Annotated in this window: 18 protein-coding genes; 4 read left to right on the top strand and 14 right to left on the bottom strand. The window is 65.0% G+C overall.

Annotated elements, in window-relative coordinates; all coding sequences use genetic code 11:
- The first annotated feature begins 15 nt into the window (after positions 1-15).
- The gene (pan1, locus tag BMY29_RS08425; protein WP_074854673.1) at positions 16-1233 is read left to right on the top strand and encodes a proteasome-activating nucleotidase Pan1; all 1218 of its coding nucleotides are present in this window, start codon (positions 16-18) and stop codon (positions 1231-1233) included.
- 141 nt (positions 1234-1374) lie between these two features.
- Here pan1 and BMY29_RS20995 read toward each other — a convergent pair whose 3' ends face one another.
- Positions 1375-1512: a hypothetical protein gene (locus BMY29_RS20995; RefSeq protein ID WP_173424859.1), complete on the bottom strand. Its 138-nt coding sequence runs from the start codon at positions 1510-1512 to the stop codon at positions 1375-1377.
- Between the two features lie 95 nt (positions 1513-1607).
- The gene (locus BMY29_RS08420; protein ID WP_049988725.1) at positions 1608-1829 is read right to left on the bottom strand and encodes a hypothetical protein; all 222 of its coding nucleotides are present in this window, start codon (positions 1827-1829) and stop codon (positions 1608-1610) included.
- A gap of 137 nt (positions 1830-1966) precedes the next feature.
- On the opposite strand from BMY29_RS08420, the gene BMY29_RS08415 reads away from it, so the two are divergent.
- Both BMY29_RS08415 and BMY29_RS08410 read left to right on the top strand, forming a co-directional pair.
- Positions 1967-2521: a GMP synthase subunit A gene (locus BMY29_RS08415; RefSeq protein ID WP_049988724.1), complete on the top strand. Its 555-nt coding sequence runs from the start codon at positions 1967-1969 to the stop codon at positions 2519-2521.
- Between the two features lie 110 nt (positions 2522-2631).
- Complete coding sequence (locus BMY29_RS08410; RefSeq protein WP_049988723.1) at positions 2632-3129, top strand: YciE/YciF ferroxidase family protein; 498 nt, start codon at positions 2632-2634, stop codon at positions 3127-3129.
- A gap of 318 nt (positions 3130-3447) precedes the next feature.
- On the opposite strand, the gene BMY29_RS08400 is transcribed toward BMY29_RS08410, so the two are convergent.
- From BMY29_RS08400 to BMY29_RS08360, 9 genes are all read right to left on the bottom strand, one after another.
- Positions 3448-3702 carry a DUF3194 domain-containing protein gene (locus BMY29_RS08400; protein ID WP_049988721.1) on the bottom strand — a complete coding sequence of 85 codons (255 nt, stop codon included), beginning with the start codon at positions 3700-3702 and terminating at the stop codon, positions 3448-3450.
- Complete coding sequence (locus tag BMY29_RS08395; protein WP_049988720.1) at positions 3703-4098, bottom strand: prefoldin subunit beta; 396 nt, start codon at positions 4096-4098, stop codon at positions 3703-3705. It lies immediately after the preceding gene.
- 112 nt (positions 4099-4210) lie between these two features.
- Positions 4211-4771 carry a DUF2243 domain-containing protein gene (locus BMY29_RS08390; protein ID WP_049988719.1) on the bottom strand — a complete coding sequence of 187 codons (561 nt, stop codon included), beginning with the start codon at positions 4769-4771 and terminating at the stop codon, positions 4211-4213.
- A gap of 92 nt (positions 4772-4863) precedes the next feature.
- On the bottom strand, positions 4864-5127 hold the full coding sequence (locus BMY29_RS08385) for a KEOPS complex subunit Pcc1 (protein WP_049988718.1): 264 nt from the start codon (positions 5125-5127) through the stop codon (positions 4864-4866).
- Between the two features lie 23 nt (positions 5128-5150).
- Positions 5151-5285 carry a DNA-directed RNA polymerase subunit P gene (locus tag BMY29_RS08380; protein ID WP_006181151.1) on the bottom strand — a complete coding sequence of 45 codons (135 nt, stop codon included), beginning with the start codon at positions 5283-5285 and terminating at the stop codon, positions 5151-5153.
- 22 nt (positions 5286-5307) lie between these two features.
- The gene (locus BMY29_RS08375) at positions 5308-5571 is read right to left on the bottom strand and encodes a 50S ribosomal protein L37ae (RefSeq protein ID WP_049988717.1); all 264 of its coding nucleotides are present in this window, start codon (positions 5569-5571) and stop codon (positions 5308-5310) included.
- A gap of 82 nt (positions 5572-5653) precedes the next feature.
- Complete coding sequence (locus BMY29_RS08370; RefSeq protein ID WP_049988716.1) at positions 5654-5887, bottom strand: hypothetical protein; 234 nt, start codon at positions 5885-5887, stop codon at positions 5654-5656.
- 149 nt (positions 5888-6036) lie between these two features.
- Positions 6037-7545, bottom strand: a complete 1509-nt coding sequence (locus tag BMY29_RS08365) for a right-handed parallel beta-helix repeat-containing protein (protein ID WP_049988715.1) — start codon at positions 7543-7545, stop codon at positions 6037-6039.
- Positions 7546-7547: 2 nt separating this feature from the next.
- On the bottom strand, positions 7548-7736 hold the full coding sequence (locus BMY29_RS08360) for a hypothetical protein (RefSeq protein WP_049988714.1): 189 nt from the start codon (positions 7734-7736) through the stop codon (positions 7548-7550).
- A gap of 145 nt (positions 7737-7881) precedes the next feature.
- Here BMY29_RS08360 and BMY29_RS08355 point away from each other — a divergent pair, with 145 nt between their 5' ends.
- Positions 7882-8985 (top strand): TrmB family transcriptional regulator, encoded by a 1104-nt coding sequence (locus BMY29_RS08355; RefSeq protein WP_049988713.1) that lies wholly within the window; start codon positions 7882-7884, stop codon positions 8983-8985.
- Positions 8986-9002: 17 nt separating this feature from the next.
- On the opposite strand, the gene BMY29_RS08350 is transcribed toward BMY29_RS08355, so the two are convergent.
- The 3 genes from BMY29_RS08350 to surE all read right to left on the bottom strand — a co-directional run bounded on the left by BMY29_RS08350 (position 9003) and on the right by surE (position 12333).
- Entirely contained in the window at positions 9003-10169 is a 1167-nt protein-coding gene (locus BMY29_RS08350) for an MFS transporter (RefSeq protein ID WP_143067671.1), read from the bottom strand.
- A gap of 475 nt (positions 10170-10644) precedes the next feature.
- Entirely contained in the window at positions 10645-11397 is a 753-nt protein-coding gene (locus BMY29_RS08345) for a DUF2103 domain-containing protein (protein ID WP_049988712.1), read from the bottom strand.
- A 69-nt stretch (positions 11398-11466) separates the two neighbouring features.
- Positions 11467-12333, bottom strand: a complete 867-nt coding sequence (gene surE / locus BMY29_RS08340; protein ID WP_081985408.1) for a 5'/3'-nucleotidase SurE — start codon at positions 12331-12333, stop codon at positions 11467-11469.
- Positions 12334-12349 lie beyond the last annotated feature (16 nt).

Here is a 12349-nt window from a genome sequence, read left to right as displayed (position 1 = left end):
CCCAAAGGACGGGTGATGAGCGACACTGTGGACGACGTCGACCTCCCCTACGACGAGGACGAGGCGTCCCAACAGGAGAAAATCCAGGCGCTCGAGGAACGGCTGGAGATCCTCGAGGCGCAAAACGAGGAGATGCGTGACAAGCTCCTCGATGCCAACGCCGAGAACAACAAGTACCAGCAGAAGCTCGAGCGACTCACGCACGAGAACAAGAAGCTAAAGCAGTCCCCGCTGTTCGTCGCCACCGTCCAGGAGATCACGGACGAGGGCGTCATCATCAAACAGCACGGGAACAACCAGGAGGCCCTGACCGAGGTCACCGACGAGATGCACGAGGAGCTCGAACCCGACGCGCGGGTGGCGGTCAACAACTCGTTGTCTATCGTCAAGCCGCTCTCGAACGAGACCGACGTCCGCGCTCGCGTGATGGAAGTCACCGAGAGCCCCGACGTCAGCTACGAGGACATCGGCGGCTTAGAGGAGCAGATGCAGGAGGTCCGCGAGACCGTCGAGATGCCCCTCGAGAAGCCCGACATGTTCGACGACGTCGGCATCGACCCGCCGAGCGGCGTCCTGCTGTATGGCCCGCCGGGCACCGGCAAGACGATGCTGGCGAAGGCCGTCGCCAACCAGACCGACGCCACCTTCATCAAGATGGCCGGCTCGGAGCTGGTCCACAAGTTCATCGGCGAAGGCGCCAAGCTCGTCCGCGACCTCTTCGACGTCGCCCGCGAGCACGAGCCCGCCGTGATCTTCATCGACGAGATCGACGCCATCGCCGCCAAGCGGACCGAGTCCAAGACCTCCGGCGACGCCGAGGTCCAGCGGACGATGATGCAGTTGCTCTCCGAGATGGACGGCTTCGAGGACCGCGGCGAGATCCGCATCATCGCCGCGACCAACCGCTTCGACATGCTCGACCGCGCCATCCTCCGTCCCGGCCGGTTCGACCGCCTCATCGAGGTGCCCAAGCCGAACCAGGAGGGCCGCGAGATCATCTTCGAGATCCACACCCGCGGCATGAACGTCTCGGACGACGTCGAGTTCGGCGAACTGGCCGCTCAGGCCGACGAGGCCTCCGGAGCCGACATCAAGGCCGTCTGTACCGAGGCCGGGATGTTCGCCATCCGCGACGACCGGACCGAGATCCGGATGGAGGACTTCCAGAACGCCTGGGAGAAGGTGCAGGCCGAGTCCGACGAGACCGAAGACGTCTCGAAGACCTTCGCCTAAGGGGAATCGAACTCGAGGTCGACGGTCGTTCTTTTTCGCGTTCGACTGCGATCGCATCCCGATCGGCGAGCCGCCGAATCGACACGAACTCGGGAGCGACGCGACTCACAGTCGGGTATCGTGCCGTTGCCGGAGTTGCACTTATACTGCTGAGAAGACGAGCCAGGGCACGACGAACAGCGCCACCGTCAACACCGCGAGGATGAGGAGATAGCCGATACCGGTGCCGGCCGCGGTACGCCACGACGGATGCTCGAACTCACTGAGATCGACTGCCATGTGTCTCCCAACCGAGGGCTGGCGCATAAACGTACCGGAACCCCCAGTTACGCGGCCGACATCCGAATCCCCTGGTCGACCCCCGAGTCGATCGGCTACCGGTAGATGTTCTGATACTGTTCGCGGTACTCCTTGAGCGCCAGGCGCGCCTGGCGCCGCGAGGTGAAGCCGAAGCCGACGGTGTCGCAGTCGTCGGCATCGCACTCCCACCGGAACGTGCCGGTACCGGGATCTCTCGCGACCGATGCGTCCGTCTCGCACCGCGGGCAGGCCCAGCCCCATCGCAGATCGCCTGCGTCCACACTCGGACGGTTCATAGTTGGGTCTACACCGGTGTTAGAGCGTGCCCTGAAAAACCCGCGTCTGGACCGGTTCGACCTTTATCAGTGGCTCCGTGTCCGCCCGAGCGCGCGTTCCGGACTGCTTTTACCGGGTGGGCCGCTACGGGCACGCAATGACGAAGATCGTCGTGGTGGACAACCACGGACAGTTCACCCACCTGGAACGTCGAGCGCTTCGCGACCTCGGTGTCGACACCGAGTTGATCGACAACGAGACGCCACCTGCGGAGATCGACGCGGACGGCGTCGTCCTCTCGGGCGGCCCGGACATGGACCGCACCGGGAAATCCGCCGAGTATCTGGACGCGGATATGCCGGTTCTGGGCATCTGCCTGGGGATGCAACTGATCGCCGAGGAACTCGGCGGCCGCGTGGACAGCGGCGACTACGGCGGCTACGCCGACGTCTCCGTCGAAATCGTCGACGACGACGATCCGCTGACCGGCACGCTCCACCCCGAAACCCGCGTCTGGGCGAGCCACGCCGACGAGGTCAAGGAACTCCCCGAGGGGTTCGATCTGACCGCGAAAAGCGACGTCTGCGGCGTCGAGGCGATGAGCGACGCCGACCGCGACCTCTACGGCGTCCAGTGGCACCCCGAAGTCGCCCACACCGAAGAGGGCGAGGAAATTTTCGAGAACTTCTTGGCGATCTGCGAGTCGGCGTAATCGCCGACCGGTCTCTCCGCTTCCGACCGGCGGCCAGCGGCGAAATCGGCTGTCTCAGATGCAAGCCACCCGCTTATTGAACTCAACGTTGTCCACTCCCACGAGCGCTTATGACCGTAGACAGCACCGAAGACCTCTTCGTAGACGGGCTGAAGCACGCGTACTACATGGAACAGCGCCTCGTCGACGCTCTCGACGAACTGGAGAGTTCCTCGTCGAGCGAGGAGCTCAAGTCGGGGTTCGCCGAGCACCGCGAGGAGACGCGAAACCACCTCGACCGCATCGAGGAGGTGTTCGACGACCTCGACGCGTCCGCCGAAGGCGAGGAGGACCCGGTCATCGAGGGGATGATCCAGGCTCACGAGGAGTTCATGGACAAAGACCCGAGCGACGAGGCCATCGACCGATTCAACATCGCCGCCGGCCAGAAGTCCGAACACTACGAGATCGCCGCCTACGGGAACCTCATCCCGATGGCGGACCAACTCGGCATGGACGACGCCGCGGATACCCTCGAGCAGAACCTCCGCGAGGAGCAGGACGAACTCGACAGCCTCTCGGAACTCGGCGAAGAGTTCGATTACGGCGAACTCACGATCTCGGAGTAACGGCAGGTCTCCGAGCGGCGCACGCACATTCTGTTTCAGACCGACGACGTGTCGGTTATCGCCGCCGGCGTCGGAACCGGTCGCATTCGCTCGACCCTACGCTCCTCTTCGCGGTCGGATTCGTCGCGCTCGGCGGATGGTTCTGCCAGTTCTCCTCGCGGACGAGCAGCTCTCGTAGGCTCCGAACCGATAACACGGACAGTAACTGCAAGGTCTTCCGACGATAATCGCAGCCGAAGCAGTCGCTGATCGTGTCGTTCGTCAGCGGCACAAAAAGGAGACGGACGAGTGGGATTCGAGACTTCGTCCGGTCTCTCGTTATTCCCCGAACAGTTCGTCGACCGCCTGGCGCGCCGTAAGCGCGGCGTCGTCGGCGACGCGTTCGGGATCCGCCTCGTCGTCGCCCTCGGGCGCGTTGAGGTAGACGTCGACCTCGAGGACGCCGTCCTCGAAGGTGACGGTGACGTCGTAGTCGCGCACGTCGGACTGCTTGTACCGCGAGAAGATCACGCCTTCCGCGGCTTCTGCGGCCGTCTGAACGACGGTCTCGTCCGACGGCTCGTCAGCTGGCATTTATGCGCCGCCGGCACCCGGACCGCCTGGGCCGGCCGGACCGCCCATGCCGCCACCGCCGAGCAGGTCCTCGAGTTCCTCCTGGAGGGACTCGAACTGCTGCTGGACGCGCTCTTCCTGCTTCTCGAGCGTTTCGAGACGGATCTCGAGGGAGTCGACCTTCTCTTCGAGGGAGTCCTCGGCCTCGTCGTACTCGGTCTCGACGAGGAGTTCGCCGACCTGACGGTACATGGTCGTGCCGTCGTCGATGTTGTCGAGTTCGTCGAGGGCGTTCTGGGCCTCGGTGAGGTTCGATTCGGCCTCCTGTTTCTGGACGGCGACTTCCTGAGCCGTCTCCTGGAGGTCCTGTAGCTGTTCGATCTTTTCCTGCGCCTCGGGCGGCAGGTTGCCTTGCATATCTCGACCGTCGCTCTCCGGACTGATAAAGCCAAGCTTTGTCGTTCGGCTCACCGTCGCGTCCGATCGCCGCCCGAAATCGGCGGTGTCGACGGTTGCGACGGTAGTGGAGCTACTCCGGGCCCGTGCCGGTCCCGTCCGTCGCGATCGCGTCGTCGCTCGCCGTCGGCCTGGCGGCGCCGTCGGTCCGGATCACGAGGTAGCCCCCGATCAGGAAGAGTGCGCCCCACAGCAGGAAGGCCAGGTCCCACAGGAGTAACGGCCCTGGGCCCGCGGGCCAGACGTGGTGGATCCCGAGCAGGTGGTGGTTGACGATTCCCTCGACGAGGTTGAACGCGCCCCAGCCCATGATCGTCGCGCCAAGTAGCGTCCGCCCGGACTTCGGCACGGGATGAAATCGCCAGGCGCGCGAGAGCAACACGACCCCGAGGATGGTAAACAGGTACGTCGCGAGGTGGAAGAGCCCGTCGGCGAGGACGTTGAGCCGGATATCGGTCGCGACGCTCGCGTCGGGATAGGACGACAGCATGTGGTGGAGCTGCAGGATCTGGTGGAAGACGATCCCGTCGAAGAAGCCGCCGAGTCCCACGCCGAGCGCGAGCCCGGCCATCACCAGCGGTTTGACGTCCCGTCGGAGTCCGAGCCAGGTCGCCTCCGCTTCGGCGTCGGCCATACGGGTGATTCGCAAGCGCCGGACAAGACCGCGTTGCCTGCCGGTACAGGGAGCCGCCGCTCTGCGAGTCGCCACTGCGGTTCCGGACGCGCCTATTCCTCGAGAATCGCCGCGCCCGCGTCGGCCGTCCGTTCGGCGACGTCGATCAGCGAGAACCAGGTGTTCAGCGCCGCTCGCAGGGCGACTACGTCGGCGGCGTCGATCTCGATCAGAACGCGTTCGCCGTCGCGGTTGATGGTCGTCTGCGAGCGGTCGTCGTCGATCTCGCCGATCTCGCGGGCGACGCTGTCGGCGACGAGTCGAGCACGCGACGCGCTCTCGTAGTCGAATTCGAGGGTCGCGTCGTGAGAAGACACGGTAACGGTGGACGGTGACGCTGTTACTGGACGTCGACTTCCTTGACGTCGCGGCTGCGTTCTTTCAGGAGCACGCGGTGGCCGCAGTAGGGACAGCGGACGCCGCCGTACTCGTCGAGCTGGACGTCGCGTTTACACCGGGAGCACTTGTAACTCATACGTAACGTGAAACGGGGGGCGTTATTCGTCGTCCTCTGCGAGCGCAGCGCGGATGGAGCGCTGGACGGTGCGGCCCGCGGGGGTCTCCGGGCGGTAGGCGCCGCCGGTGAAGACCTCGCCGGTCTCCTCGTTCTTCCAGATACCGGTCCCAACGCGCGTGACGTTGTCGCCGTCGACCTGCGCGTTCTCCATGTCGTCCTCGATCTCGCTGACGCGACGCCGTGCGACGCGGCCGTAGCGGGCGCCGAAGCGGCCAGCGCTACCGACCTGTCCTTTCTTGGCCATAGTAGTGCTGTCTATCGCCAGCGTGTTCTTAAACCTGTTGAGTCACGACGGTTCGCGTGGGTCCGCCGCGCGGCCGCCGACGCTACGACCCGTCGGTTTCACCGGATTCGCCGGACCCGCCGAGGCGCTCGGCGACCGGCCAGGCGAGCAGTTCCAGGAAGACGAGCGCGAGCGCGGCGAGGTAGCCGACCACCGCGAGCGGGGCCGCGAGCAACCCCGTGCCGACGCCCGTGGCCGTGATCAGCGTGCGGACCACGAGACCGCTTACCGCCAACAGCGGGATCAGGGTCAGGACGGCGTCCGGTCGCTCGAACATGGCTAATTATATCTAATTACAGCCACCCCGTTAAGGCTCGGACAACCAGCAGCAACTGTCACTGCCATCGGCTCGACACAATATTTGCCTCGGGACGGTCTCGACCGCGGAACCGACATCGACGCCTGGCCGTTCGAAAACGGAACGGGTTACGAGGACGAGGAGGTGACCCACTCCCGGAGCTCGCCGTCGACCACGACCTCGCTCCCGACGTCGTCGAACGTGACGCCGCCGTAGGCGACGCTGCTGTCTGGTCCCGCGTAGACGCCGACGGTCCCGCAGTCCGCCGCGCGAGCGTTCGTGAGCGTCGCGTCGACGTTCTCCCGGAATCGGAACGCCTGGTGTTTCGCCCCGGTCGCCGTCACGTTGCTCAGTTTCAGGTCGTCCATGTCGTCGAAAATGATCGCGTTCGTGAACGCCCCGTCGACGGTAACGTTGGCGATCGCGGCGCCGTCGACGCCGCTCGCGTACAGTCCCGAGCCGGCGGCCGTTCCCTTGTCGTCGGTCCTGATCGTGACGTTGTCGATCGTCAACGCCCGCCGGCCGCGCTCAACGTGCCCCAGCGAGATCCCCCTCGCGTTTTCGATACACGAGACGCCGTCGATCGTCAGATCAGCGATCGGTTCGCCGGGATCAGTCCTGATGGCCGCGTACTGACAGCCGGTGATGTACCCGTCTTGGATTGTGATCGACTCGTTCCCGTCGCGGTGGAGATGAACGCCGTACTCGGGACCGTTTTCCGGATCGATCTCGAAATCTGTGAGGGTGCAGTTACGGGTCGGGGTGTCGTCGGCCGCGACGAGCGCGTAGTCGGTCCCGTCCCACACGGTGTTCGCGCCCGTTCCCGCGTTCTGATTGTCGAACTGCACCGGCGCGTCCGACCCTCCTTCGCCGCCGCGAGTCGCCCAGAAACCGTTGACGACGACGTTTTTCGACGAGACGACGTCGAGATGATGGTAGTAGATGCGGTCGCCGTAGATGTTCTCTAATCGAACGTTGTCCGCGTGCGCGGGCATGATTCCGGTCGACGACGGCGAATCGATGCGGACGTTGCGAACCCCCCAGTTCGACGCGCCGTCGTACCCGGTCGCGTCGTACCCCTTGTTGGAGAGCAGCGCCCGTCCTTCGTCGCCGTCGGGACGCGGTCCCTCGAAGACGGTCGAGCGACCCGCTCCCAGCAGGATCGTATCGTCGCCCACCAGCGGCGTCCGCTCGAAGAGATACCGGCCAGGCGGGAAGTACACGATCCCGCCGCCCGCCTGGTCGACCGTCTCGAGGAGTTCGTGGACGGCCTGACCGACCTCGGTCGAGCCGTCGCCCTCGATGCCGTGGGCCTCGACGTTCCACACGGGAGTCTCCTTCGTCCGCGCGTGACCGACCGTCGCCGCCTCGAAGTGGCTCGTTCCAGGCACCGGCCGGTCGGCGCTCCCCTGACCGCTGAAATATACCCAGTCGTCGCTCGCGGCGTCCCAGCGCCAGGTGATCCCCTGGTCGGTCGCGTGGTAGAGTTCGTCGTCGTAGTCGCCCGTCGCCGGCCGGTCGGCGATCGGGCCGTGCACGATCGCGTGCTCGTCGACCGCCTCGACCGTGTCGGTGTGGCTCCACTCTTCGCCTGGTTCGTACGTATTGAGTCCGAGTCGCGGCGTTCGATCGCCCATGGTCACTTGGTTTCGGTTTCGGTTTCGGTTCCGTAGTCCTGACCGTACGCCGTTCCGTAGCCGGGTTGATCGGCCGTCGCCGCCGCTGTGGAATCGTCCGGCCGAGTGCCGTCCGCACAGCCCGCAAGCGTCACACAACCGCCCGACACCGCGATGAGGAGATCCCGTCGTCGCAGTCCCGATTCGTTCATACCGCCTGACTCTCTCGACAGTATATAAGAATGCTCATATGACAGTCATTTTTGGGCGATGGCGTCCGGTGAAGCGACCGCACCGTCCGACGCTGGCCGCGTGGCCGCGAGTATTTATATGCGCCCGGAAAAGCCACTGACAGCGATGGAGACCAACGAACTGATCACCGTCCTCGAAGACGCCGGGTTGTCTCCATATCAGGCGGCTGCCTACGCAACCTTGCTCGAACTCGGGTCCGCATCCGCGAGTGAGGTCGCGTCGATGAGCGACGTTCCCCAACCTCGAATCTACGACGTGCTTCGCTCGCTCGACGAACTGGGATACGTCACGGTCTACGACCAGGATCGGTTGTACGCCCGAGTAGACAACCCGAGTGAAAGTCTCACCGGCATCAAAACGGCCATCCGACGGTACGAAACGGCCATCGACGAAATCGAACGGCGATATCAGGAGCCGGAGGTCCGCGACGGCAACGTGAGTCTCGTCCAGCGGTTTCGGACCGTCATCGACCACGCTCGCGACGCCATCGAGGCGGCCGGCGAGCACGTTCAGCTGGCAGCCACCCCCAGCCAGTTTACGACCCTCCAACCGCTGCTGCGGGATGCCTACGACCGCGACGTCCACGTCCACCTCTCGCTTTACCTGCCGTCGGACACCGATCTGCCGTTCGACGCGACCAAATTCGACGGTGTCTGCACCGAGGTACGCAGGCGCGAACTCTCCGGGCCGTTTCTCGTGCTGGTTGACCGAGAGCGCGCGTACTACGCGACGCCCAATCGATTACAGCAGGAGTACGGCGTGCTCATCGACGACTACACGACGGCGTACGTCTTCCACTGGTATTACCTGACGCGCCTCTGGGAGGTGTACGAGACGATCTACAGTGATCGCAGCGACGACCCGCCGTATTCGTTCGTCGAAATCACCGAATGTATCCGCGCCATCGAGCCGTTCCTCGAGTCGGGCGCGGACGTAACGGGACGGATCGACGGAACCAGGATCGAAACCGGCCGAGAATGTCAACTCAGCGGCCGATTCGTCGACGTCGACTACACCGGTTCTCGATCCGCCGAGGGCGGTGCGTCGCTGCTTGAACTCACCGCGAAGGCACAGATCTGCTTCGAGACGGACGGGACGGTCTATACCGTGGGCGGACGCGGTGCACATCTCGAGGACATCGCCGCCAAACGATTCACGATCGATCGAATCGACGCCGGATCCGAGGGAGACAACTCTCAATCGCCCTGATCTGCCCAGATTCGGACCTACGCAGGAGTTTCACCGTCGCCGGCCGTTCGGGCGACGGTCGGAAGGAGTCCCGTGAGGACGATGATGAGGGCGGTTAGACCGAACGCCGGGACGAACGCGGCGCGCAACGAGGACGCCTCCGCGATGAGACCGATCGCTACCGGCCCGACGGCGAACCCCGCGTACCCCGCCGTCGAAACGGCGGCGATCGCCGGTTCCGCGGGGGAATCGGGATCGTGATTCCCTGCAATGCTCAACGAAACCGGCATGATCCCGGCGAGCCCGAGGCCGAGGACTCCGAACCCGACCAGCGAGACGATCGGTCGGGCGAGGAGCGTTAGCGTAATGCCGAGTGCGGCGACGACCGCGGCCAGGCGGATGAAGCGCTTGGGGCCGATCCACTCGACGGCGCTGTCGGCGAGGAACCGTCCGACCATCATCATGAGGGAGAACGCCCCGAATCCGAGCGCCGCGACCGTCGCGGATGCGCTCGCACTCGTCTCGAGGAAGACGGCGCTCCAATCGTTTCCGACGCCCTCGATGAACAGGGCACAGAACCCGAGCACGCAAAACCCCGCGAGCTCTCGGGACGGAAGCGAAACGGCCGGGCCGGTGTCAACGCTTGTGTCCTTCGGGAGTAGCCACACGCTCGCGGTGAACCCGATGAGAAGGAACGCGATTCCCATAAGGGCGAAGTGAGTTCGAACGGAGAGGCCGAGACTGGTAGCGATCGCGCCGAGGCCCGCACCGAGTAGTCCGCCGCCGCTGAAGAGGGCGTGAAAGCTACCCATGATCTGCCCCGGATAGGAGCGCTCGATTCGAACGCCTTGCGCGTTCGCCGCAACGTCGATTAACCCCTTTCCGAAACCGAACACGAGGAGCATGCCGCCGAGCAGAAAGAATCCACCAGCAGCGGTGATAAGCAGTAGTGCGAGGGTGTAGACGATGAGACCGGCCCTAATCACTTTCCGACCACCGTAGTGCGAGACGACCACGCCGCTCGTTACGAGTCCGATTATGCTCCCGACCGCGAGCCCGAGCAACGCGAGCCCGATGTCGCCCTCCGAAAGGGAGAGGGTGGCGCTGATAGCGGGAATGCGAACCGCCCACGTCGCAAAAACCGCGCCGAGAATGCTGAATATAATCGAATTTGCGATGCGGGCTTGCCGGGGAGTTCCGTCCATCGACCGCGTGCGGTCAGATTCGCGGGAGTCCGAACCCCGCTCCGTTGTGGACGGATCGGTATCTCCGCGACGATCGCACAGGTCGATCACCGAGTCAGGAAGATAGCGTCGAAAATCCATCGACCGCTAGTCGGCCACGGGTGCTAATAAGAATTGTCAACATCCATAACAACGGCCGTTGTTAACTGCGACATATCGGCCCGTATTCCGGCGAATATGACGTTACATAGCCCCACACCAACTGGTTGACTTGACACTCGTTAGTGTATTTTATAATATATATCCTCGTCGGTGAGGCGGTCGCGCTCCCACATCGGTGATCGGAGCCAGCACCGCTTTCGGGCGAGGCCAGATTCCTCAGAACGGTGGAATAAGACGACTGTATCGACGGGGGACGCGGCTATCGACGATGACGAGACGGACTCGCGTCTTTCACTCGCCGACCAGTTGAGTGAAAGACGCGAGTGCCTACCAGTTACTGGAACTCCGCGTCCGCGAGCACGTCGTTTAGGTCCTCGCGGATCCGTTCGCCCATCTCGCGGTCGGGCGCGGTCGTCACCACCCGGTTTTCCTGAACGCTCGAGCCGTCCCGCAACAGCATTCGCACGTTGCCGCCGTCGTCGGCGCGCGTGACCTTCGCGCGCATGCCGGACTGGGAGCCCTTGCCCCCGGCGTCGATCGGTCCCGGAATGACCTTCTTGACGTGGGGGTGGCCCGCGACGGTCTGGATGGCCCGCATGCCCGTTCGGCCGCCGATGAGCGTCGAGTGACTGCCGCCGATCTTCTCGGCCGGCGGGGTCTCGACCACGTCGAGCGCGCGGTTACCCCGTCGATCGAGGACCGCCTGGACGGGCTCGTCGTCGTCGACGCGGTAGAACGGATGGTGGATGTCCTCGCGGACGGCGCGGATCACCGCTCGCTTGCCGCCGGCGTAGACCTCCTCGGGGCGCTTGCGGCGGATCTCGTCGCCGATCAGGCCGGCGAAGTTCCGCAGTTCGACGACCTCGTTCTCGCCGTCCTCCGGCGTCGTGGTGACGACGGTCTTCCCGAGGACCGGGTCGTCGTCACCGCTCCCGTGCGCGTCGTCGTCTCGCTCGGCCGCGAGCATCGTGAGGGTCGCCCTGTCACGTCCTGCCTCCAGTACGATGGCCTCGGTATTGGCTTCCCGACAGACGAGGCAGAAGTCGCCGGGTTTGTCGAGCGGGGAGGCGCAGTGGCGACACTCCATGGACGGTGCTTACGCTCGGGCGGCTAAAACGGACGTGTTTTTCGGTCGCCGGTCGGCGACGGGCGGCTGCTACTGCAGCGCGCCCTCGACGACGGCGCGTACCGGCTCCGTGTCGACGACCTCGTAGGGAACTCGCAGCGGGGAGATCGACACCTGCTCCTCGAGCAGCGCGTGGCGGTCGGTGTCGTCGGGATCGGGAATGTCCCGGTTGGCCATCTGCTGCCAGAGCCGGTTGGTCAACCGGAACCGCCCGTTCTCGAACGTGGCGTCCATCTCGTAGACCCGAGTCGGGCGCGTGATCGCGACCCCGTCGGGTTCGCGGTCCGGCCGGGGCACGTTGACGTTCAGGTAGTCCACGCGGTCGAACAGCCCGGTACCGGGCGCGCGCTCCACGAGGGCAGCGACGATCTCGCCCGCGCGCTCGAAGGCCGCCGGCTCGAGTTCCGTGTCGTATCCGAGCGTGTCCATCGAGACCGCGATCGACGGCGTGCCGAGGAACGCGGCCTCCATCGCGGCGCTGACGGTTCCCGATCGAGAGAAGACGTAGGCCCCTAAATTCGCGCCGGCGTTACAACCCGAAACGACGATGTCGGGCGCCGGTTCGAGGGCGTTGACGCCGACGATGGCGCAGTCACAGGGCGTCCCGTCGACCGCGTAGCCGAGGTCGTGCTCGGCGTGGGGGACCGGCACCGTAAACGCGCTATCGGCCAGGCTCACCGCGAGCTCGTCGTCGCTCCCGTCGCCGTCCGCGCCGTCGCTCGACGAACTCGTCCGGCCGTAGGACAGCGACCGGCCGACCGCGCTCCGGTTGCGGTCGGGCGCGACGACGGTGACGGTGCCGACCGTCGAGAGCGCGTCGGCCAGCGCTCGGATGCCAGGCGCGTCGATCCCGTCGTCGTTCGTCAGGAGAATGTGGGGGTCGGAGTCCGAATCCAGATCCATTGCCGTGTCC

It is taken from the genome of Natrinema salifodinae (genome assembly GCF_900110455.1).
GTDB classification, from domain to species: Archaea; Halobacteriota; Halobacteria; order Halobacteriales; family Natrialbaceae; genus Natrinema; species Natrinema salifodinae.
Note: the sequence above shows the minus strand (reverse complement) of the source record. Positions and strands in the feature narration are given on the sequence as shown.